Genomic DNA, 20,286 nt, shown 5'->3' on the forward strand with positions numbered 1-20,286 from the left:
GTATGCGCATACAGTAATTGGGTTGGCCTGCTGCTTTTGATGACTTGAGCAGGTGAATCCGGCAGTCAGAGGGACGAACCGTGGTCAATGTCGAACAGTTGAAGAACAGCGTGAACCGGATGTCGGTTGACGTGGTGCGCGAGGCGGTTCTCGAACTGCGCCTGGACGGGCTGGTCACGGAGGGCAAGACGCCGTTCAACAAACTGCATTTCAATACCTGTTTTGCCGAAATCGAAGCGTTGTTCCAGCGTGCCGGTTATCACAAGCAACTGGATGTGGTCGGTTATCAGGGCTTGCTGTACGCCTTGTATGACCCGGGGCGCTGGGAGGCGGTCGATGTGCTGCGCTGGCTCAAGGAGTTCACCGAAGCGGCGGCGCTCAAGTCGATACCGGCCTGAGCGGGCCGCAGATTCTGCACTAGGTTCGTTGCGCTCAGTGTTGGATAATGCCGGCCTGCATTGAGGGTTCGAATTTCCGTATGTCCACACCAACCTTTTCCGCTGCGCAGAATCAGGCCAGCACCCTTTACCTGCCTCCGGGTGCGTGGCTTACCGTGTTGGATTGCCTGTGTGAGCATTTCAGTGCGATCAGCCGCGAGCAGTGGCTGGACAGAATCGCCCGGGGCCGGGTGCTGGACGGTCAGGGTCAGCCGATCGCGCTGGATCTGCCGTACAAGGAAGGCCTGCGCATTCACTACTTCCGTGAAGTGCCGGATGAAAAGCCGATTCCGGTAGTCGAGTCGATCCTGTATGCGGACGAGCATCTGGTGGTGGCGGACAAACCGCACTTTCTGCCGGTGACACCGGCCGGTGAATACGTCGAGCAGACGTTGCTGCGCCGTCTGATCCGTCGTCTGGATAACCCGCATCTGGTGCCGCTGCACCGCATTGATCGGCACACGGCAGGACTGGTGATCTTTTCGGCCAACCCGCAAACCCGCTCGGCGTATCAGTCGTTGTTCCCGACGCGGCAGATTGATAAACGCTATGAAGCGATCGCCCGTGCGCTGCCGGACCTGGAATTTCCACTGGTGCACAAAAGTAGGCTGGTCGACGGTGAACCGTTCTTCCGCATGCAGGAGGGGCCGGGTGTCGCCAATACCGAAACGGCGGTGGAAGTCAGGGAAAAGCATGGTGATCTGTGGCGCTACGGGCTGTACCCGGTGACCGGCAAGAAGCATCAGTTGCGGGTGCACATGACCGCGCTGGGGGCGAGTATCTGTAACGATCCTTTTTACCCGCAGGTGTTGAAGGACATTGAAGATGACTATGCCAATCCGCTGAAATTGCTGGCACAGGGGCTGCGTTTTATTGACCCGGTGACCGGTGAAGAGCGCGAGTTCGAGAGTCAGATCACTCTGCAGTGGTAACGCCACACACTTTCCAGCGCCCATGAAAAAGCCCGCATCAATGCGGGCTTTTCTGTATCCGGTGTCGACGTAAAGCTTACAGCTCTTTAACGGTACGAACCTGATCCTTGTTGAGGCGGGTCTCTTTACCGTCCAGTTGCTTGAACTCGTAGAAACCCGAATCTTCGTCATATTTAGGGGTGTCGACGGCCTGGATTTCGCGACCGTCATTCAAGGTGATCACTGTCGGCGACGAGCAACCAGCGAGAGTTGCCAGGCCCAGTGCGAGCATGAAAGTGGCGAGGGTCCGTTGAGTCATGGGTGTGTCTCCGAATGGGAATACTTTTGGTTACTGAGCTTGAGACGTATACAAGGCGTGAGAGTTCCTTGAAGGCTATCAGTCTGACACAGTGTTATGCGCATTTAACAGTTCGGGGGTGTTCAGGTTGGCCAGCCGCGGGTCATTGTCCGGGCATTGCAGGGCCGTCGCGCCGAGGTTGCGCATGACCCGGCCGGGACTGCGTTCACCGGCGTTCCAGGCGGTTTCGAACTCGGCCAAAAGGGCTGTCGGAATCACGCACAGCAGGGGTTCCCAGTGGTCGTCGTGACGCAACATTAAAGGTTTGTCAGGGAACTGGCTGGCGGTTTCACGCATGCCCTGCAATAGCGTTGCGTCGATTCGCGGCACATCGCAGGGCAAAACCAGCAGGTGCGAGAGGCGGGCGGCCTTGAGCCCGGCGAGGATGCCGGCCAGCGGACCGGGAAAGTCGCCTTCTTCATCGCTGACCAATTGATCGGCATAGGCGGCATAGCGCTCGCGATTGCGATTGCAGGAGATGATCAAATCGTCGGTCAGCGGCCGTACCTTGCGCTGCAAATGCGCAATCAGCGGCTCACCCTGCCATTCGACCAGCCCTTTGTCCTGGCCGCCCATGCGCTGGCCGCGTCCGCCCGCCAGGAGCAGAATGGAGCAGGGGGGCAATGGCGTGTTCGAGGTCATGGCAGCTCTCCAGCAGGGCGGCGAAAAATTCAGGCGCTGTGATATAACACCGGGCTGTTTCTCCTACAACTGGACGAGCCTAATGAAAGCCAAGGCCGATGTACCTTTTGCACCGCTGAACATTGCGGTGCTGACTGTCAGCGATACCCGTACCCTGGAAACCGATACCTCAGGCCAGGTCTTCGTCGACCGTCTGACTGCTGCCGGTCACTACCTGGCCGAACGGGTCCTGCTCAAAGATGACCTGTACAAGATCCGCGCGCAAGTTGCCCACTGGATTGCCGAGGACGTGGTGCAGGTTGTGTTGATTACCGGCGGCACTGGTTTTACCGGGCGTGACAGCACGCCTGAAGCCGTGGCCTGTCTGCTCGACAAGCAGGTTGACGGTTTCGGCGAACTGTTCCGCCAGATCTCGGTGGCTGATATCGGTACGTCGACCGTGCAGTCGCGGGCACTGGCCGGCCTGGCCAATGGCACGCTGGTGTGCTGCCTGCCCGGTTCGACCAATGCAGTGCGCACCGGTTGGGACGGCATTCTCGCTGAACAGCTGGACTCGCGGCATCGTCCGTGCAACTTCGTTCCGCACCTGAAACAGGCTGCGCCTTGTGAATCCCGTGGGTAAGCCGGGCAAAACCGGCAGCCTGATGCCTGTCGAGGAAGCGCTGGGCCGTCTGCTGGAAATGGCCGCGGCCTCGCCGATTGTCGAGCGCGAATTCCTGCCCTTGGCTGAGGTCGAGGGTCGGGTGTTGGCCGAAGACCTGGTTTCGACCCTCGACCTGCCGCCCTGGCCAAACAGTGCCATGGATGGTTATGCCCTGACTCTGGCGGACTGGACCGGCGAACCGCTGCCGGTCAGTCAAAAAGTCTTTGCCGGACAGGCGCCTGAGCCTTTGACGCCCGGCACCTGTGCGCGAATCTTCACCGGTGCGCCAGTACCGGCCGGGGCTGATTGCGTGGAAATGCAGGAAAATGCCGAGGTTCAAGCCGACGGCCGCGTGTGTTTCCTCGAAACCATGAGCGTCGGGCAGAACATTCGCCCGCAAGGGCAGGAAACTACCGTCGGTGAGTTGATCCTGACCGCAGGTACCCGACTGGGGCCGATCGAGCAAGGTCTGGCGGCGTCGCTGGGTTGTTCCGGGTTGAACGTGGTGCGCAAGGTTCGAGTGGCGGTGTTGTCCACCGGCGATGAGCTGGTCGAACCGGGCCAGCCGTTGGGGCCGGGGCAGATTTACAACAGTAACCGGGTGGTGTTGTGCAGTTGGCTGCAGCGTCTGGGTTGTGAAGTGATTGATGCCGGCATTCTCCCGGACGATCTGGCCACCACCCGCGAACGTCTGGGCGAGTTGCAGGGTGTCGACCTGATTCTCTCCACCGGCGGCGTATCGGTCGGCGAAGCGGATTTTCTTGGCATCGCACTGAGAGAAGAGGGCGAGCTGGCATTGTGGAAGCTGGCAATCAAACCGGGTAAACCGCTGACGTTCGGTCATTTTCGCAAGGTGCCGGTGATCGGCCTGCCGGGCAACCCCGCTTCGACGCTGGTGACCTTTGCTCTGCTCACGCGACCCTATCTGTTGCGGCGTCAGGGTGTACAAGATGTCGAACCGCTGAAGTTTACCGTTCCTGCAGGTTTTGCCTGGCCTGTGGCCGGCAATCGTCGCGAATACCTGCGCGGTCGACTCGAACAAGGGCGGGCGATCATCTACCGCAATCAAAGCTCCGGTGTACTGCGCAGCGCGGCCTGGGCGGATGGCCTGGTAGAAGTGCTGGAGGGCCGGACGCTGGCAGAGGGCGATGAGGTCGGGTTCATTCCACTGAGCGATCTGCTCGATTGAGCCTGCTCTGGAACTGCAGGCTCGACCGATACCGCGTCGAGGCCTGCATTCCCGGTCAATGGCTCATCAGTGTGACCAGATGATCGAACCGGCTGTTGGCAACCCATCCCAGCAGTCCGAGGACCACTGCCGTCGCACCCGCCGAATAGGCGAGACGATGCTTGATGGTCTTTACATCCCCGCGGACTTCGTCCATATCACGGCGAATGTATTTGAGGTGGGTTTCCAGTTCGGTCACTCGCGGTTCCATATCAACTTCTCCAGCGGTTCTGTTGCTCTTTCTGAAATCGGCTGTGTGACTGGCACGACTGTCGTCGAGAGGAGCAAGCGGACTATTTGCAATTCGGGCTTCATGGCTTGGCATGGAAATGTCCATCGGCTGTTTCAAATGTAAGCTCGCTGGCCTTCCCGTCATTCAAACTGTCACCAGCTCCGAGGGTGTATCCACTCATTACCTGCACATCCTTGTGTTGTTAAATCGAAGGTTGATACCACCTGCACAAGGTGAGCCAATGATTGAGCCTGGTCAATTGAGCCGATTCCTCACATATCGTAAGAAAAAATACCGCTGTGTAGGACCGCACAAGGCAATCGCTTGAATTAAATGGGATTGCGATGGCTTTTTTGCGTATGCCAGTGGTCCAGATGTTTCATACCGATTCAACTGTGGGGAGTACCGTTATGAGTGAACGCAGGGCGCTGTTGATTCTGCATGGCAAGCAGGCACTCAATGAGGCGGTTCGCGCCGCCGTCGAAGCAAAGCGCAAGCAAGGCTGGGAGCTGGTGGTGCGTCTGACCTGGGAGGCGGGTGACGCTCAGCGTCTGGTGGAGGAGGCGCTGGCAGGTGGCTATCGGCAGATCATCGCCGGGGGCGGTGATGGTACGTTGCGGGATATCGCTGAAGCCTTGGCCGCGCATTCGCACAAAGCCAGTCTGGTGCTGTTGCCGCTGGGCACGGCCAACGATTTTTCCCGTGCGGCGGGGATTCCGCTGGAGCCGGCCGAGGCGCTTGAGCTTCTTGATGTGCCGCCGCGTGACATTGATCTGGGCGAAGTCGGCGGGCAGATTTTCCTCAATATGGCGACCGGCGGTTTCGGTAGCCAGGTCACGGCCAATACGTCCGAGGATCTGAAAAAAGTGCTGGGTGGAGCTGCCTATCTGTTTACCGGTTTGTCGCGCTTCAGCGAGTTGCACGCGGCGTACGGTGAACTGCAGGGGCCGGACTTTCACTGGCGCGGCGAGTTGCTGGCGCTGGGTATCGGCAACGGCCGTCAGGCGGGAGGCGGACATGAGTTGTGTCCGCAGGCGCTAGTCGATGATGGTCTGCTGGACATCAGCATTCTGCCGGCACCGCAGGAGCTGGTGGGCACACTGAAGACGCTGCTCAGCGATGGGTTCGGCCTCGACAATATGTTTGTCCGAGCGCGCTTGCCCTGGGTCGAGATCAAGGTCGCCGAGGGCCTGAGCATCAATCTTGACGGCGAGCCGCTGGCCGGCGACAGCCTGCGCTTCGAGGCGCTCCCGGGAGCCTTGCGGGTGCACTTGCCCGAGCATTCGCCGTTGTTGGGGGGTAACCGCCCGATCAGTCGTCCAGACTGATGATCTGTTCCCGCACCGCGAACAGCACCAGGCCTGCCACATCGTAGATCTGCAGGCGTTTCATGATCTGCGAGCGGTGGGTTTCGACGGTCTTGATGCTCAGGCCCAGGCCGTTGGCGATTTCCCGGGTGGACTTGCCGCGCACGATCAGCCGCAGGATTTCCAGCTGGCGTGCCGTCAGGTTGTGCGAGTCGGCCACTTCCGGCTGGTTTTTCTGCGTACGGGTCAGAGCCTGATTGATCACGGTGTGGGCGATTGCCGGGCTCAGGTACCGCTCGTTGTTGCGCAAGGCTTCGAGGGCATGTTCCAGCTCGGTGGCCGTGGTGTCCTTGAGCAGATAGCCGTGCGCCCCGGATTCCAGGGCCTGCATGATCAGCGCCGGATCGGTATGCATCGACAGGATCAGCACCTTGCTTTGCGGGCGGACGCGCTTGAGCCGTTGCAGGGCTTCGAGGCCGCCGGTTTCCTTCATCGAGATATCCAGCAAGACGATGTCGGGCGTCAGTTGCTCGACCATTTCGAGCAGCTGCGAGCCATCACTGGCTTCGCCAACGACCGCGTAACCGGGAATGTCGAGCACCAGAGCGCGCACGCCGGCCCTGATCAGCGAGTGGTCATCCACCAGGAGTAAGTTACAAGTCAACGCATAACCTTATTCGTACTGGCCCGCTCGAGTGCACGGGGCGCCCAGGGGAATAGTGCTTCGATTTGAGTGCCTTTGCCCGGCTCGCTGATGACATTCAACGTGCCGCCCAATTGTTCGATCCTTTCGGCCATCCCGGCCATGCCACGTTGTCCTTCACGGCCCGGATCTGCAGCCGGTGCGAACCCTTGGCCGTCGTCGCTGATCAACAGCGTCAGGCCTTTTGGCAGGCGTTGCACGCGGATCAGCAGGTTGCTGGCTTGCGCGTGACGCAGAATGTTGGTGACCGCTTCCTGAGCAATGCGAAAAGCGGCGACCGCCATTTCTTCGGGAATCCCGTTGAGCCGCTGCTGGCAATCGAGGCTCCAGTGCACCGGCGTATTGGCCAGGGTCTTGAGCAAGTGCGCACGCAGACTGGCCTCCAGCCCGAGGCTGGTCAGTTGGCGCGGATTGAGAATGGCTGAAACGTCGCGCACCTTGTTCAGGGTTTCTTCAAGGGTCTCGCAAAGTGTCGAGCATTGCTCCTGCAATTCTTGCGGCAGGCGTTTTTTCAGCCACTCGCTTTGCAGCTTGGCCGCTGTGAGCAATTGACCGATATCGTCGTGCAGCTCGCGGCTGAGCCGGTGGCGTTCGTTTTCCTGGACTTCCAGCAAACGGTCGGCGAGTTCCTGGGGCTGGAACTTGATCGACTTGCGTGACAGACGATATTGCACCCAGACACACGTGGTGGCGGCGATGTTCAGCAACAGCAGGCCCAGTGAGAGCGGCGCCGACAAACCATAGGTCAGCAGGCTGCCGACGGTGGCGATGACACACAATATGAGTGTGAACCGGCGTGCATTTTCCCGGGACGGTGGCCATGTGGTGATTGACTTGAGGCTGGCGTACATAACGGATGGAGCCAATGGATGTTCGCTGCGGGTAGACCGGCCGGTGGCTGGCGGATCTCTGTCTGAAAATACTGTCAATTATGTTATTGATTTTAACGAGGTTCAGTGACCGATATTGGACGGTCAACTTAGGTGGATGACTGTCACTGAATCACTGTGCCATTAAATTGAAAGCAACTAATGGCCGGCATAATACCACTTAAGATACCGTTGGTCGCGTTTGCCATATATGTCCAACGGGTCAGGAAAGACGCCATATTGGACGCGAGTTCCATAATGGAAAAAGTCGCTTTATTGTGTTCGATAGATATCCATGTTGCTCAAAGTTGCTGGTTACACGGACACAGGTAAACCCTGAGGCCGCAGGACAATATCTGCTGGTGTCAGGTGAGATTATTTAATTCGACTTGTCGCTGGCAGGTATGAACTATTCAATTGCGACATTCAGCGATGCGGATCAGCAGCCTTGATTGGTGCATTGTCTGCACTTGATCAGGCCTGACGCTCCGAGTAGGACGTCCGTGGCAGCGGTTGGATCGGCAGCGCATGCTGGAACGGGCTCTGACTGACCTGGAACGCAAAGGCTTCAATCAGCGAAGTCTGTTCGCTGGCATCCAGGGTCAATTGGCCGGTGCGCTGATCGACCAGTTCGATCTGCCAGGCCATCAGGGTGAAGCAGTCCTTGAGCGCATCCAGGGCCTGTGCGTGCAGATCGACAGGATCCGGCGCGTGGTCGAGCAGGCTGTGAATATGCAGGGAAAACTCAGAGATCGCCTTCAGTGCCAATGCTTCAGCCCGGCTCGCCAGCTTGAGCAGGGTGCTGCGCATGCAGTCGATGGCGTCCTTGTCGTTGCTGATCAGTTGCAGGTGGCTCAGGCATTCTTCGGACTTGGCCAGGAGCGTTTCAGCCTCGACGAGAAATTCGGGAAAACGTTGCGCCCAGTCTTTGCGGTCGATTGGCATGCTTATCTCCACAGCGTCATGTCTGATGAGGGAATGCCGTGTGTGTCGACGATCATGAACCGTCGGGAGATCGCGCCCCACCGTGCAAGTGCACTGGCTGAGGTTTTCCAGAGGGTGGGGTTCCACTGACCTGCGATCGCACACAATAGCCTGACTCCGTTCATGCAATGAGAATGGCGTCACATTAATGGCTATTGGATATTGCGAACATCAGGTTGGGCCTGATTGTTACTAGGGGATTCCCTTACACGCGGGAACCTGTGACGCAAACCGTGGTCGCGCCAGAAGAGAATGTAGCAGATGAAAACACCGGGCCAGTAAACCATGATGTTAATGTGACATCAATGGCCATGTATGGCATTTTGATAGTGATTTTTCCGGGGATCAAGAATCGCTATGTACAGCCGATAACCCCACTTAGTAGTGAATTCATCAGAACAAGCCCAGGAGTCATTGATGGCCGGCATTCTCGACACGGTAGACCAACGCACGCAACTGGTGGGTGAGAATCGCCTGGAAATTCTCATGTTTCGACTGGCCGGACGCCAATTGTTCGCGATCAACGTGTTCAAGGTTCAGGAAGTGCTGCAACTGCCGAAGCTGACCCTGATGCCGCAGCGCCACCCGTTTGTCTGCGGCGTGGTCAACCTGCGCGGCCAGACGCTGCCGGTGATCGACCTGTCCCAGGCGATCGGCATGCGCCCGCTGGTACCGGGCCCGAACAGCACCATCATCGTCACCGAGTACAACCGTTCGGTGCAGGCTTTCCTCGTCGGTGGCGTGGACCGCATCGTCAACATGAACTGGGAAGCCATCCTGCCGCCGCCGACCAGCGCCGGACGCCAGCATTACCTGACCGCGATCAGCAAGGTCGACGAGCAACTGGTGGAAATCATCGACGTCGAGAAAGTCCTCGCCGAAATCGTCCCGTACAACGCCAAGGTTTCGCGCGACAAGCTCGATGATCCGGTGCTGGAACGTGCCCGTGGCCGCGAAGTGCTGCTGGTGGACGACTCCAACGTGGCACTTTCGCAATTGCGCGACACCCTCGGCCAGCTCGGGGTGAAGATGCACATTGCCAGCGATGGCCTCAAGGCGCTGAACATGCTCAAGGCCTGGGCCGATACCGGGGTGAACATGACCGACAAGCTGCTGATGGTCTTCACTGACGCGGAAATGCCGGAAATGGACGGCTATCGCCTGACCACCGAGATCCGCAACGACCCGCGCCTGCGTGGCCTGTACGTGGTGCTGCACACCTCGCTGTCCGGCAGCTTCAACGACTCGATGGTGAAGAAGGTCGGTTGCGACAACTTCCTCTCCAAGTTCCAGCCGGACAAGCTGGTCGATGTGGTGCGTCAGCGTCTGATGCTCGATGAAGTGCCAGCCTGACCACAAAACCACACCGCCCCTGTAGGAGCTGTCGAGTGAAACGAGGCTGCGATCTTTTGATCTTTAAAGTCAAAGTCAAAAGATCGCAGCGTGCCGCAGCTCCTACCTTGTCGCGCAGTGCCCGAACTCTGCCTTTGATTCACAGATAAAGCTCGTATAGGGTGGCATTTTTTGCCCACCATGGAGCTGGCCATGCTGCGTCTGAGTGCGCTTTATCGTTACCCGTTGAAATCCGGCAAGCCCGAGATTCTGCAGTCGATTGGCCTGGACAAACTCGGCCTTGAAGGTGACCGACGCTGGATGTTGGTGGACGAAGCCAGCGGGCGCTTCCTGACCCAGCGGGCCGAAGCGAAGATGAGCCAGCTGTCGGCGCTGTGGAATGCGCAGGGCGGTCTGACCCTCAGTGCGCCCGACCATGCGCCACTGGATATCCCGTTGCCCGAGGACGATGCCGATTTGCGCGGTGTGACAATCTGGCGTGACACCCTGCGCGTACCGGATGCCGGTGATGAGGCGGCCCGTTGGGTCAGCGATTTCATCGGCAAGCCGACCCGTCTGGTGCAGGTGCCACTTGATCGCGCGCGCATGACGCAGGCCGGTTACGGCCGCGAGGACGATCAGGTCGCTTTTGCCGACGGTTTCCCGCTGCTGTTGATCGGTGAGGCGTCGCTGCAGGATCTGGTGCAAAAGGTCGGGCGGCCGCTGGAGATGTTGCGTTTCCGGCCGAATCTGGTGATCGAAGGCAGCGCGGCGTTCGCCGAAGATGACTGGAAGCGCATTCGCATCGGCGATGTCGAGTTCCGGGTGGTCAAGCCTTGCTCGCGCTGCATCCTGACCACGATCGATCCTCAGACCGGTGAACGCAGTGCCGATCGCGAACCGCTGGCGACCTTGCAGAAGTACCGGGCTCAGGCCGACGGCGCGATGTTCGGGCAGAACCTGGTCAATGACAGCAATGGGCGTCTGGAAGTCGGGATGCCGGTGGAAATCCTCGAATAACCGATGCCGCAAATGAAAATGCCCGTGTCCATGGACACGGGCATTTTTTTGCGCTGGGAAAAGCCGTTGCTTTAGCCGCGGTATTCGCACAGGTAAGCGGTATCAACCGCGACTTTCAGCTGGAACTTGCTGTTGGCCGGTACATTGAACTGGCTGCCGGCGGCGAAGGTTTCCCAGTCGCTGCTGTCCGGCAGTTTGACGGTCAGCGCGCCGGAAACCACGTGCATGATTTCCCGCTGAGCGGTGCCGAATTCGTATTCGCCCGGGGCCATGACGCCGATGGTCGCCGGACCTTCAGCGGTGCCAAAAGCGATCGACTTGACGGTGCCGTCGAAGTACTCGTTGACTTTGAACATGGGCGATTCCTCTCGAAAAGGGCAAAAAAGGGTTAAAAAAGGCTGGCCAGTATGCACAACGCTCCTGGCGCCGTCACCTGCCCGCAGCGTGTCCGGCGAGTTCCCGCCCTGACCCTAGAGTGGCAAGACCAGCGGCAGTAAACGCGCGGTGTTGCGCGCATCTTCCAGCGCCCGATGCTGTTGCCCGCTGAACTGCATGCCGGCCAGTTGCAGCGCACCGTTCAGGCCCAGCGGCCGCTCGAGGCGCCGGGCCTTGGCAAAGCGCTGTTTGAGGTTCATGTGCGGCACCCGGCCGAGCAAGCTGTCGAGTTGCAGGCGCTGCCATTCCTGGAGCAACTGCTTGCGGTCGTAATCGCCCCAACTGACCCAGCCCTCGAGGCGCGTCTGGTGCTGTCCGAGCCAGCGCTCGAACGCCGGCCAGACCTCGCTCAACGGCTGTGCGGCGTCGATGTTGGCCTGGGTGATGTGCGTGAGTTCACGGCAGAACGGCGTCAGCAACGGCCGTCGGGTCGGTTTGACGAACCGCTGAAAGTGATCCTGCTCGCGACCGGCACGATCGACCAGCGTCGCGCCGATTTCGATGATTTCCATTTCCGTAACCGGCCAGCCACCTTCATCTGTGGTGGCTTCCAGATCAATGACCAGCCAATGGGGCATCGCAGGTTTCCTGATTTACGCGTCCTGATAGATCAGAGCGTAGTCAAACCTTGCGTTTGCGCCTGGCGACTCACTCGACCTGCAACAGAACCTGACGATTTTTTACCTGATCGCCGACCTTGACCTGCACCCGCTTGAGTACGCCGTCGATGCCGGCCTTGAGCGGATGCTCCATTTTCATTGCCTCCAGCACCACCAGCAACTGCCCCTTGCTGACCGGGCTGCCTTCGCTGACCAGCACCTCGACGATGGCGCCGTCCATCGGCGCCCTGAGGGTGCCGGAGCTGACGCTGGTCTGACTGCTGATCAGCGCATGAGTTCGATCCTCCAGGCGCAGGTTGCCGGGGTGGGTGAACAGCCAGAGTGCTTCGCCAACTATCCGATAGGCATGACGCTGGCGCAGACCGTCAACCTCCAGCGTCAGCGCGCGCTCGTCGCAAGCGATGACAGTCAGCGTCAGCGCGCGCTGCATCACGTTCACGGTGAATCGGCCGTCGCCGTCCGCAAGCAGTTGCAAGCTCCAGTCCTGCTGTTCAAGTCCGAGGCGGTAATTGAGCGGCACCCCGGCGTTGTTGCGCCAGCCCTTGAGCGGCGCCCGATGTGCCTGCGCGCCAGACTGATAAAACAGCACGGCGGCGATGGCCAGTTCCTCGGCCGTGGGAGCGTAAGCATGCAGGCACGGATGGTCGGTGAAGTGCTGGGCAATGAACGCGGTGCTGAACTCGCCGCTCACGAACTGCGGATGTTGCAGCAGGCTGACCAGCAAACGCTGGTTGCTCTGCACCCCGAGCAGCACGCTGTCCTGCACTGCGCGCAACAGCTTGCGGCGTGCCTCTTCGCGGGTGGCGCCGTGGGCGATCAGTTTGCCCAGCATCGGATCGTAGAACGGGCTGATCGCCTGGCCTTCGCGCAAGCCATGATCGATCCGCGCGCCCGGACTCACTGCCGGTTCCCAGGCCTGGACACGACCGGTCTGCGGCAAGAAATTCTGCGTCGGATCTTCGGCATACAAACGCACTTCCATGGCGTGGCCGTTCAGCGTGACCTGTTCCTGTGTCAGCGGCAGCGGCTGGCCTTCGGCGACCGCCAATTGCCAGGCGACCAGATCCTGCCCGGTGATCAACTCGGTCACCGGATGCTCGACCTGCAGACGGGTGTTCATTTCCAGGAAGTAGAACTGCCCACGGGCATCGAGCAGAAACTCGACGGTGCCGGCCCCGACGTAATTCACCGCTCGGCCAGCCTTCAATGCCGCTTCGCCCATGGCCTGGCGCAACTCGCCGGTCATCACCGGGCAGGGTGCTTCCTCGATGACTTTCTGATGGCGGCGCTGCACCGAGCAATCGCGTTCGCCCAGATAAATCAGGTTGCCGTGGCAGTCGCCGAACAGTTGTACTTCGACGTGTCGCGGTTCGATCAGCGCCTGCTCGAGGATCAGTTCGTCACTGCCGAAACCGTTCAGCGCCTCGGAGCGGGCGGTGCGCAATTGTGCTGGTAACTCCTCGCTGCTGTGCACCAGGCGCATACCGCGTCCACCGCCGCCAGCGCTGGCCTTGATCATCAGCGGATAGCCGATGCGCTCGGCTTCGCGCAGCAAGGTAGCATCGTCCTGCGCGGCACCTTGATAGCCGGCGATGCACGGTACGCCGGCTTCGAGCATGGCGATTTTCGACAGACGCTTGCTGCCCATCAACTCGATGGCGTCGGCGCTGGGGCCGATAAAGGTCAGGCCGGCCTCGGCGCAGGCGCGGGCGAACCCGGCATTTTCCGAGAGGAAGCCATAGCCGGGATGGATCGCGTCGGCACCGCTGCGGCGCGCGGCGTCAAGGATCGCCGCGGTGTTCAGGTAGGACTGCTGCACCGGTGCGGCGCCGATGTTCACGGCTTGATCGGCCATCTGCACGTGCGGGGCATCGGCGTCGGCATCGCTGAATACGGCGACGGTTCGATAGCCGAGGGCCTGGGCGGTGCGCTGGATGCGGCAGGCGATTTCACCGCGGTTGGCGATCAGGATTTTGTGGATGGCGGGCATGTTGATCTTCCTGAGTATTTTGCGGTGGGTTGGCTGGCCTCTTCGCGAGCAGGCTCGCTCCCACAAGGAATTTGCATCGTTCACAAAACCTGTGGGAGCGAGCCTGCTCGCGAAGCTTTCAGGTGGCCCATCGCGGTTTACGTTTTTGCACGAAAGCCATCGTGCCCTCGATCCCTTCGGCCCCGGTCACCGCTTCGCTGAACCTCAGCGCTGCTTCATCCAGCAATTCATTCGAAGGCTGCCCTGCACTGGCCAGCAGCAGCTTTTTGGTCGCCGCGTTCGCTTCGGGCGCGCAGCACAGAACATGGTCGATCACTTCATCAAGGCGTTCGGCCAGCGCCTGCGGATCCTGCTCGACAAAATGCACCAGCCCCAGCCGCCGCGCCTGATGGCCGTCGAAGCGTGCGGCGGTCAGTGCCAGACGGCGGGTTTCGGTCAGGCCGATGCGCTGCACCACGAACGGGGCGATCTGCGCCGGCAGCAAGCCAAGGCTGGTTTCCGGCAGACCGAACTGCGCCTGATGATCGGCCATCGCGATGTCGCTGACACAGGCCAAACCCAACCCGCCACCCAGCACCGCACCCTGCAACACGCTGATCAGCACCTGCGGTGCGTGCTGCGCTTCTTGCAACAGTGCGCCGAAAGCTCGGTTCAGATTGCGGTAGGCATCGGCGCCCTGAGCGCGGGCGTTGGCCATGTCCTTGATGTCGCCGCCAGCGGAGAAATGCCCGCCAGCACCACTGAGCACCAGGGCGCGGACATTACGCTCATCGCGCACCGCCGCCAGCACCGCCCGCAGTTCGGCGACCATTTGCAGGCTCATCGCATTGCGGCTTTCCGGGCGATTGAGGGTGATGTGCAGCACGCCGCCGTGCTGTTCCAGCAGCAGAGTCTGGCAGTCGGGCAGGGGGCTCATTTCTTTTTCCCCGGCAGGATGCCCATCAGTTTGCAGATGATCCCCAGCATGATTTCGTCGGCGCCGCCGCCAATCGACACCAGCCGCACATCGCGATAGGCGCGCGCCACCGGGTTGTCCCACATGAAGCCCATGCCGCCCCAATATTGCAGGCAGCTGTCGCTGACTTCGCGGCCGAGGCGTCCGGCCTTGAGCTTGGCCATCGACGCCAGACGCGTGACGTCCTGGCCTTTTACATACTGCTCGGTGGCCTGATAGACCAGCGCCCGCAGGCATTCGATTTCGGTCTGCAATTCGGCGAGGCGGAAGTGGATCACCTGATTGTCGATCAGCGCGTTGCCAAAGGTCTTGCGCTCCTTGCAGTACTCGATGGTGCTATCGACGCAATATTCCAGGCCCTTGATCATGTTTGCCGCGCCGAACAGGCGTTCTTCCTGGAACTGCAGCATCTGCATCATGAAGCCGGCACCTTCGTGGCCGATGCGGTTGCGCTGCGGCACACGCACGTTGTCGAAAAACACCTGGGCGGTTTCCGAACTGCGCATGCCGAGCTTGTCCAGGTGCGAGCTGAGACTGATGCCCGGGGTGTTCATCGGCACCATGATCAGCGACTTGTTGATGTGCGGCTTGTCGTCCGAGGTGTTGGCCAGCAGGCAGATGAAGTCGGCGCTCGGCGAATTGGTGATCCACATCTTGCTGCCGTTGATCACGTAATCGTCGCCGTCCTTGCGCGCGCTGGTCTTGAGCCCGGCGACGTCGGAGCCGGCACCGACTTCCGAGACCCCGATGCAACCGACCTGCTCGCCGCTAATCGCCGGGCGGAGGAATTCGTCGCGCAATTCATCGGAGCCGAAGCGGGCCAGCGCCGGGGTACACATGTCGGTCTGCACGCCGATCGACATCGGAATGCCGCCGCAGTGGATGGTGCCAAACTCTTCGGCAGCGACAATCGAATAACTGTAATCGAGGCCCATGCCACCGAATTTTTCCGGTTTGGAAATCCCCAGCAGACCGAGGTCGCCGGCCTTGCGGAAAATCTCGTGGATCGGAAAGCGCCCGGCCTTTTCCCATTCATCGACGTGCGGGTTGATCTCGTGCTCGACGAATTGGCGCACGGTGCGGCGCAGTGCTTCGTGTTCCGGGGTGAAGATCATTGTTATTGTTCTCCTTGGGATCCGTGGCGGTCAGAAGCGGCTGACGCCGAAGCTGTTGGGTTGCAGCGTGCGGATGTCGGCTTCGTGGCAGATATCCAGCAGGTAACCGAGCAGGGTGCGGGTATCGCGTGGGTCGATCAGGCCGTCGTCCCACAGGTTGGCGCTGCCGTAGAGCGCGGTGGACTGGCTGTCGAGCTTCTGCGCGGTGACCTGTTCGAGCATGTCGAGCATTTTCGGATCCGGCACCAAGCCATCCTTGAGCTGTTTGGCCTCGGTGACGATGCGCAATACCTTGCCGGCCTGCGCGCCGCCCATCACCGCGGTGCGGCTGTTGGGCCAGGCGAAAATGAAGCGTGGATCGAGACCCCGCCCGCACATCGCATAATTGCCGGCACCGTAGGAGCCACCGACGACAATCGTCAGTTTAGGCACTCGCGCATTGGCCACCGCTTGAATCAGTTTCGAACCGTGTTTGATCACGCCTTGCTGCTCGGATTCGGTGCCGACCATGAACCCGGTGGTGTTATGGAAAAACAGCAGCGGCGTCTGACTCTGGTCGCACAGCTGAATGAACTGCGCGGCCTTGCTCGCCCCGGCGGGGGTGATCGGGCCGTTGTTGCCAATCAAACCGCAGGCGCGACCGTGGATTTTCAACTGGCCGCAAACGGTCTGCTGGTCGAACTCGCCCTTGAATTCAAGGAACTCCGATTCATCGGCAATTCGCGCGATGATTTCGCGCACGTCGTAGGGCTTTTTCGGGTCGTCGGGGATCAGTCCGAGCAGTTCGTCGATCGGGTACAGCGGCGCCTTGTATTGTGGCTCCGGCAGCCACGGCAGTTGTTCGTTCCACGGCAGCATGCGCAGGATCTCGCGCACCAGGCGCACGCCATCGGCATCGTTCTCGGCCAGGTACTCGGCGGTGCCGGCAACCTGTGCGTGCATCTCGGCGCCGCCCAGTTCTTCATCGGTGGCGACCTCGCCCGTCGCGGCTTTGAGCAGCGGCGGCCCGGCAAGAAACAGCTTGGCCTTGCCGCGCACCACCACCACGTAATCCGACAGCCCCGGTTGATAGGCGCCACCCGCGGTGGCCGAGCCGTGCACCACGGTGATCTGCGGCAGGCCCATGGCTGACATCCGCGCCTGATTGGCAAAACTGCGCGCACCCTCGACGAAAATCTCCGCGGCATAGTTGAGGTTGGCGCCGCCGCTTTCGGCCAGAGTGATCACCGGCAGTTTGTTTTCCTGGGCGATCTGTTGCAGGCGCAGGGATTTTTTCAGGCCGGTGGGGGAAATGGTGCCGCCCTTGATCGCGCTGTTGTTGGCCACCACCATCGCCCGTATGCCGGACACGTAACCGATGCCGGCGATCAGCCCACCGCCGGCGGCGCTGCCATCCTTGTCGTCGTGCAATTTGTAGCCGGCCAGACTCGCCAGTTCGAGGAACGGCGCGCCGGGGTCGAGCAACAGGTTCAGGCGTTCACGGGGAAGCAGTTGTCCACGCTTGTCGAATTTGGTCTTGGCTTCGTCAGCCTTGTTCAACAGGTTCTGTTCCAGTTGCTGGACGTGCTCGATGGCCGTGAGCATCGCCGTCTGATTGCGGGCGAAGGTCTCACTGCGCGGGTCGAGCTGGGACTGGATCTGCGGCATGGCTTACTCCTTGTCCTTGAGGACGTCGGGCAGGTACGCCCGATGGAAACCGTTGAACGATTCACTGTGACTCGCCTTGTGCAGCGGCCACGCGCGGTTGCCGAGGCTGGCCGCACCGTCGATTTTCAAGGTGCTGCCGCTGATGAACGCCGCCGCCGGGCTGAGCAGAAAAACGATCGCCGCGCTGACCTCCGATTCGGTGCCGATACGCTTGAGCGGTACGTGTTCGCGCAGGGTCGGGATCACCGCTTTGAACGCGCCTTCATAAGTGTCCATGCCGCTGGACGCGATCCAGCCCGGCGCCACCGCATTGACCCGCACCCCGGCGTAACCCCATTCGAACGCGGCGGTCTTGGTGAAGTTGTCCATCCCCGAACGTGCGGCGCCGGAGTGGCCCATGCCGGGCATGCCGCCCCACATGTCGGCGAGCATGTTGACGATGTTGCCGCCGTGCTTGCTCATCGACTGGTTGAACACTTCCCGGGCCATCAGAAAGCCGCCGACCAGATTGGTCCGCAGTACGGTTTCGAAGCCTTTCTGATTGATCGAGGCCAGTGGCGACGGGTACTGGCCGCCGGCATTGTTGACCAGACCGTGAATCGGCCCGTGTTCGGCGATCAACTCGGTGATCAGTTGTTTCACCGCGTCCTCGTCACGGATGTCGCAGGCTTTCCAATGCGCGCGGCCACCGTCTTCGGTGATTTCAGCGGCGACCTTTTGCAGTTTTTCCGGCTTGCGCCCGACCAGCAGCACATTGGCCCCGAGCGCCGCCAGTTCATGCGCGGTGCAACGGCCGATGCCGCTACCGCCACCGGTGACGATGATGGTCTGGCCGCTGAACAGGTCGGCACGAAAAATTGACTCATAAGCCATGACGCGAATCCTCTAGTCGAGCTGTTCGGCGATGCTCTGCGGCACCGGGATCTGGATTTCCAGCAACTGCTGGGCGAACGCCTTGCCCTGTGGGTCGATGCGCAGGCTGGCGACACCGCCACCACCGAGGGCGTTTTCCAGCAGGAAGTTCAGGCTGTGGGTGCCGGGCAGGTACCAGCGTTCGACCCGGCCATGGATCGGGTCGAGCACGTGACTCATCCAGTCGACAATCACCGCCGGGGTCAGCGCTTCGGCGATCCACGGCAGGTATTCCGGTCGACGCGGCAGCACGCCGATGTTGCTGTGGTTGCCCTTGTCACCGGAGCGCGCCACCGCCAGTTTTACCAACGGTACGCTGGCGTCGGCGCGGCCCTGGGGTTTCGGTGGCTGGTCGGGGGTTGGCAGGTCGTGGCTGTCGAGTGGCGTCTGTGCGGGCAGGGCGCACGGGTGCTGTTCACCGGCCATGTCGACTTGCAGGTTGCAGGCAGTTTTTTCAATCAGAAACGAGAACAGACGGATCAGCGGGTACACCGTCGGCCGTCCGCCGACGATGCCGGTCAGCCCCGGCGCCATGCCGGTGGCGGCCTGGGCGATTTCCCGGGAGAACAGGATCAGCGCCGGTTTCAGCGGATGGCGCACCGCGAGTTTGATCACCACCTCGCGGCTGTCACGACGCTGGCCGTGCGGGCCGTAGGTGGCTTCGCTGCCGAGCAGTTCGATGTCGACTTCGCTGTACGCTGGCCAGCCGCGTTGGCTGAACATTTCCGAGGTCTTGGCGATGATCGCCTGACTGACACGTCGCGCCTTGTCCACTGCATCGATGCCGGCGATCAGGCAACTGGCGGTGCAGCGGAAGCCGTCTGGCCAGGTCGCACTGACCTTGTATTTATCGCTGGGCGGCAGGCCTTTGGCACCGTGGACATGCACAGCGTTTTTGCCCTGTTGCTGCAGTTTGACTTGAGTGAAATCGCAGACCACATCCGGCAACAGATAGGCCTGCGGATCACCGATTTCATAGAGCATCTGCTCGCCAACGGTCAGCGGTGTCACCAGCCCGCCGGAGCCTTCGGGTTTGCTGACGATGAACTGGCCGTCTGCGCTGACTTCAACGATGGGGAAGCCGATGTGTTCGTAGTCCGGCACGTCGCGCCAGTCGGTGAAATTGCCGCCGGTGCATTGCGCGCCGCATTCGATGATGTGCCCGGCCAGCGCGGCCTGGGCCAGTTTGTCGTAGTCGTGCCACGCCCAACCGAATTCATGCACCAGCGCCGCGCTGACCACCGCGCTGTCGACCACGCGCCCGGTGATGACGATGTCGGCGCCCAGACGCAGAGCCTCGACGATGCCCGGGGCGCCGAGGTAGGCGTTGGTCGACACGCACATCGGCGGCAGCGGCGCGCCGTTGAACATTTCGTGGATGCCCTGGGTGGCGAGTTGTTTGAATTGCGGTTGCAGGTCATCGCCGAGCAGCACGGCGATTTTCAGACTGATCCCGGCCTTGTCGCAGGCGGCTTGCAGGGCGGCGGCACAGGCTTTCGGATTGATCCCGCCGGCATTGCTGATCACGCGGATCTTCTGCTCAGCCAGTTGCGGCAGCAGCGGGGCGAGCACTTCGACGAAGTCCCCGGCGAACCCGGCCTGCGGGTCCTTCATGCGGGCGCCGGCCATGATCGACAGGGTGATCTCGGCGAGGTAATCGAACACCAGATAATCCAGCTGCCCGCCGGCCACAAGTTGTGCGGCGGCGGTCGAGGTGTCTCCCCAGAATGCGCTGGCGCATCCAATACGGACGGTGGTTGGCATTTTTATCTCCGACTCAGGAACCTGCGACAGAAGTGTCTGGAGGCTACCAAGCAAGCGCTTGGTTTGTAAACAGCTGAAATATCTTCTGCCCAAGCGCTTGCTTGGTCGCGGTCCGCGGCTTAAATTGCGCGCAACCCTGCGTGTTCAGGGGGCAACAGACTGATCGACTGTAGGAGAGAACG

Annotated in this window: 21 protein-coding genes; 7 read left to right on the forward strand and 14 right to left on the reverse strand. The window is 60.8% G+C overall.

Going from position 1 to position 20,286, the window contains the following annotated elements; translation table 11 throughout:
- The first annotated feature begins 80 nt into the window (after positions 1–80).
- Together ACIOUG_RS07960 and ACIOUG_RS07965 are read left to right on the forward strand one after the other, a co-directional pair.
- On the forward strand, positions 81–398 hold the full coding sequence (locus tag ACIOUG_RS07960) for a transcriptional regulator (RefSeq protein WP_003226726.1): 318 nt from the start codon (positions 81–83) through the stop codon (positions 396–398).
- Positions 399–478: 80 nt separating this feature from the next.
- Positions 479–1,369 carry a pseudouridine synthase gene (locus ACIOUG_RS07965; RefSeq protein WP_401064112.1) on the forward strand — a complete coding sequence of 297 codons (891 nt, stop codon included), beginning with the start codon at positions 479–481 and terminating at the stop codon, positions 1,367–1,369.
- Between the two features lie 76 nt (positions 1,370–1,445).
- Here the strand turns inward: ACIOUG_RS07965 and ACIOUG_RS07970 are convergent, their stop codons facing one another.
- Together ACIOUG_RS07970 and mobA are read right to left on the reverse strand one after the other, a co-directional pair.
- Positions 1,446–1,667 (reverse strand): YgdI/YgdR family lipoprotein, encoded by a 222-nt coding sequence (locus ACIOUG_RS07970; RefSeq protein ID WP_064588511.1) that lies wholly within the window; start codon positions 1,665–1,667, stop codon positions 1,446–1,448.
- A 78-nt stretch (positions 1,668–1,745) separates the two neighbouring features.
- The gene (gene mobA / locus ACIOUG_RS07975) at positions 1,746–2,348 is read right to left on the reverse strand and encodes a molybdenum cofactor guanylyltransferase MobA (protein WP_401064116.1); all 603 of its coding nucleotides are present in this window, start codon (positions 2,346–2,348) and stop codon (positions 1,746–1,748) included.
- An 82-nt stretch (positions 2,349–2,430) separates the two neighbouring features.
- Between mobA and moaB the strand changes: the two genes are divergently transcribed.
- Both moaB and glp read left to right on the forward strand, forming a co-directional pair.
- Positions 2,431–2,970: a molybdenum cofactor biosynthesis protein B gene (gene moaB, locus ACIOUG_RS07980; protein ID WP_047599869.1), complete on the forward strand. Its 540-nt coding sequence runs from the start codon at positions 2,431–2,433 to the stop codon at positions 2,968–2,970.
- 22 nt (positions 2,971–2,992) lie between these two features.
- Positions 2,993–4,180 carry a gephyrin-like molybdotransferase Glp gene (glp, locus tag ACIOUG_RS07985; protein WP_401064218.1) on the forward strand — a complete coding sequence of 396 codons (1,188 nt, stop codon included), beginning with the start codon at positions 2,993–2,995 and terminating at the stop codon, positions 4,178–4,180.
- A gap of 55 nt (positions 4,181–4,235) precedes the next feature.
- On the opposite strand, the gene ACIOUG_RS07990 is transcribed toward glp, so the two are convergent.
- Complete coding sequence (locus ACIOUG_RS07990) at positions 4,236–4,544, reverse strand: hypothetical protein (protein ID WP_401064119.1); 309 nt, start codon at positions 4,542–4,544, stop codon at positions 4,236–4,238.
- 317 nt (positions 4,545–4,861) lie between these two features.
- On the opposite strand from ACIOUG_RS07990, the gene yegS reads away from it, so the two are divergent.
- Positions 4,862–5,779, forward strand: coding sequence for a lipid kinase YegS (gene yegS / locus ACIOUG_RS07995; protein ID WP_401064122.1), 918 nt, complete (start codon positions 4,862–4,864; stop codon positions 5,777–5,779).
- On the opposite strand, the gene ACIOUG_RS08000 is transcribed toward yegS, so the two are convergent.
- The 3 genes from ACIOUG_RS08000 to ACIOUG_RS08010 all read right to left on the reverse strand — a co-directional run bounded on the left by ACIOUG_RS08000 (position 5,763) and on the right by ACIOUG_RS08010 (position 8,275).
- Positions 5,763–6,422: a response regulator gene (locus ACIOUG_RS08000; protein WP_401064124.1), complete on the reverse strand. Its 660-nt coding sequence runs from the start codon at positions 6,420–6,422 to the stop codon at positions 5,763–5,765. The genes yegS and ACIOUG_RS08000 overlap by 17 nt on opposite strands.
- Entirely contained in the window at positions 6,419–7,312 is an 894-nt protein-coding gene (locus tag ACIOUG_RS08005; protein WP_401064220.1) for a sensor histidine kinase, read from the reverse strand. The genes ACIOUG_RS08000 and ACIOUG_RS08005 overlap by 4 nt, the downstream gene beginning before the upstream one ends.
- A gap of 492 nt (positions 7,313–7,804) precedes the next feature.
- Positions 7,805–8,275: a hypothetical protein gene (locus ACIOUG_RS08010; RefSeq protein WP_401064126.1), complete on the reverse strand. Its 471-nt coding sequence runs from the start codon at positions 8,273–8,275 to the stop codon at positions 7,805–7,807.
- A 456-nt stretch (positions 8,276–8,731) separates the two neighbouring features.
- On the opposite strand from ACIOUG_RS08010, the gene ACIOUG_RS08015 reads away from it, so the two are divergent.
- Both ACIOUG_RS08015 and ACIOUG_RS08020 read left to right on the forward strand, forming a co-directional pair.
- Positions 8,732–9,667 (forward strand): chemotaxis protein CheV, encoded by a 936-nt coding sequence (locus ACIOUG_RS08015; RefSeq protein WP_025113180.1) that lies wholly within the window; start codon positions 8,732–8,734, stop codon positions 9,665–9,667.
- 192 nt (positions 9,668–9,859) lie between these two features.
- Positions 9,860–10,666 carry an MOSC domain-containing protein gene (locus ACIOUG_RS08020; protein ID WP_401064129.1) on the forward strand — a complete coding sequence of 269 codons (807 nt, stop codon included), beginning with the start codon at positions 9,860–9,862 and terminating at the stop codon, positions 10,664–10,666.
- Positions 10,667–10,737: 71 nt separating this feature from the next.
- Here ACIOUG_RS08020 and ACIOUG_RS08025 read toward each other — a convergent pair whose 3' ends face one another.
- The 8 genes from ACIOUG_RS08025 to ACIOUG_RS08060 all read right to left on the reverse strand — a co-directional run bounded on the left by ACIOUG_RS08025 (position 10,738) and on the right by ACIOUG_RS08060 (position 20,104).
- On the reverse strand, positions 10,738–11,022 hold the full coding sequence (locus tag ACIOUG_RS08025) for a pyrimidine/purine nucleoside phosphorylase (RefSeq protein ID WP_003226701.1): 285 nt from the start codon (positions 11,020–11,022) through the stop codon (positions 10,738–10,740).
- Between the two features lie 114 nt (positions 11,023–11,136).
- A complete protein-coding gene (locus tag ACIOUG_RS08030; protein WP_401064131.1) occupies positions 11,137–11,679 on the reverse strand; it encodes an exonuclease domain-containing protein in 543 nt (180 codons plus the stop codon).
- A 70-nt stretch (positions 11,680–11,749) separates the two neighbouring features.
- A complete protein-coding gene (locus tag ACIOUG_RS08035; protein WP_401064133.1) occupies positions 11,750–13,711 on the reverse strand; it encodes an acetyl/propionyl/methylcrotonyl-CoA carboxylase subunit alpha in 1,962 nt (653 codons plus the stop codon).
- Between the two features lie 118 nt (positions 13,712–13,829).
- Positions 13,830–14,627 carry an enoyl-CoA hydratase/isomerase family protein gene (locus ACIOUG_RS08040; protein ID WP_401064136.1) on the reverse strand — a complete coding sequence of 266 codons (798 nt, stop codon included), beginning with the start codon at positions 14,625–14,627 and terminating at the stop codon, positions 13,830–13,832.
- Positions 14,624–15,781, reverse strand: a complete 1,158-nt coding sequence (gene atuD, locus ACIOUG_RS08045) for a citronellyl-CoA dehydrogenase (protein ID WP_401064138.1) — start codon at positions 15,779–15,781, stop codon at positions 14,624–14,626. The genes ACIOUG_RS08040 and atuD overlap by 4 nt, the downstream gene beginning before the upstream one ends.
- Positions 15,782–15,811: 30 nt before the next feature.
- Complete coding sequence (atuC, locus tag ACIOUG_RS08050) at positions 15,812–17,428, reverse strand: geranyl-CoA carboxylase subunit beta (protein ID WP_401064141.1); 1,617 nt, start codon at positions 17,426–17,428, stop codon at positions 15,812–15,814.
- 3 nt (positions 17,429–17,431) lie between these two features.
- Positions 17,432–18,301: an SDR family oxidoreductase gene (locus tag ACIOUG_RS08055; protein WP_401064143.1), complete on the reverse strand. Its 870-nt coding sequence runs from the start codon at positions 18,299–18,301 to the stop codon at positions 17,432–17,434.
- Positions 18,302–18,313: 12 nt separating this feature from the next.
- A complete protein-coding gene (locus tag ACIOUG_RS08060; RefSeq protein WP_401064145.1) occupies positions 18,314–20,104 on the reverse strand; it encodes an acyclic terpene utilization AtuA family protein in 1,791 nt (596 codons plus the stop codon).
- Between the last annotated feature and the right edge of the window lie 182 nt (positions 20,105–20,286).

The sequence above is a fragment of the Pseudomonas sp. NPDC087803 genome, assembly GCF_044742995.1.
Lineage (GTDB): Bacteria > Pseudomonadota > Gammaproteobacteria > Pseudomonadales > Pseudomonadaceae > Aquipseudomonas.

Excerpts from the sequence above, each read along its gene's own strand:
- ACIOUG_RS07965 (WP_401064112.1), top strand. The coding sequence starts at position 479 with ATGTCCACACCAACCTTTTCCGCTGCGCAGAATCAGGCCAGCACCCTT.
- ACIOUG_RS07970 (WP_064588511.1), bottom strand. The coding sequence starts at position 1,667 with ATGACTCAACGGACCCTCGCCACTTTCATGCTCGCACTGGGCCTGGCA.
- mobA (WP_401064116.1), bottom strand. The coding sequence starts at position 2,348 with ATGACCTCGAACACGCCATTGCCCCCCTGCTCCATTCTGCTCCTGGCG.
- moaB (WP_047599869.1), top strand. The coding sequence starts at position 2,431 with ATGAAAGCCAAGGCCGATGTACCTTTTGCACCGCTGAACATTGCGGTG.
- glp (WP_401064218.1), top strand. The coding sequence starts at position 2,993 with ATGCCTGTCGAGGAAGCGCTGGGCCGTCTGCTGGAAATGGCCGCGGCC.
- ACIOUG_RS07990 (WP_401064119.1), bottom strand. The coding sequence starts at position 4,544 with ATGCCAAGCCATGAAGCCCGAATTGCAAATAGTCCGCTTGCTCCTCTC.
- yegS (WP_401064122.1), top strand. The coding sequence starts at position 4,862 with ATGAGTGAACGCAGGGCGCTGTTGATTCTGCATGGCAAGCAGGCACTC.
- ACIOUG_RS08005 (WP_401064220.1), bottom strand. The coding sequence starts at position 7,312 with ATGTACGCCAGCCTCAAGTCAATCACCACATGGCCACCGTCCCGGGAA.
- ACIOUG_RS08010 (WP_401064126.1), bottom strand. The coding sequence starts at position 8,275 with ATGCCAATCGACCGCAAAGACTGGGCGCAACGTTTTCCCGAATTTCTC.
- ACIOUG_RS08015 (WP_025113180.1), top strand. The coding sequence starts at position 8,732 with ATGGCCGGCATTCTCGACACGGTAGACCAACGCACGCAACTGGTGGGT.
- ACIOUG_RS08020 (WP_401064129.1), top strand. The coding sequence starts at position 9,860 with ATGCTGCGTCTGAGTGCGCTTTATCGTTACCCGTTGAAATCCGGCAAG.
- ACIOUG_RS08025 (WP_003226701.1), bottom strand. The coding sequence starts at position 11,022 with ATGTTCAAAGTCAACGAGTACTTCGACGGCACCGTCAAGTCGATCGCT.
- ACIOUG_RS08030 (WP_401064131.1), bottom strand. The coding sequence starts at position 11,679 with ATGCCCCATTGGCTGGTCATTGATCTGGAAGCCACCACAGATGAAGGT.
- ACIOUG_RS08035 (WP_401064133.1), bottom strand. The coding sequence starts at position 13,711 with ATGCCCGCCATCCACAAAATCCTGATCGCCAACCGCGGTGAAATCGCC.
- ACIOUG_RS08040 (WP_401064136.1), bottom strand. The coding sequence starts at position 14,627 with ATGAGCCCCCTGCCCGACTGCCAGACTCTGCTGCTGGAACAGCACGGC.
- atuD (WP_401064138.1), bottom strand. The coding sequence starts at position 15,781 with ATGATCTTCACCCCGGAACACGAAGCACTGCGCCGCACCGTGCGCCAA.
- atuC (WP_401064141.1), bottom strand. The coding sequence starts at position 17,428 with ATGCCGCAGATCCAGTCCCAGCTCGACCCGCGCAGTGAGACCTTCGCC.
- ACIOUG_RS08055 (WP_401064143.1), bottom strand. The coding sequence starts at position 18,301 with ATGGCTTATGAGTCAATTTTTCGTGCCGACCTGTTCAGCGGCCAGACC.
- ACIOUG_RS08060 (WP_401064145.1), bottom strand. The coding sequence starts at position 20,104 with ATGCCAACCACCGTCCGTATTGGATGCGCCAGCGCATTCTGGGGAGAC.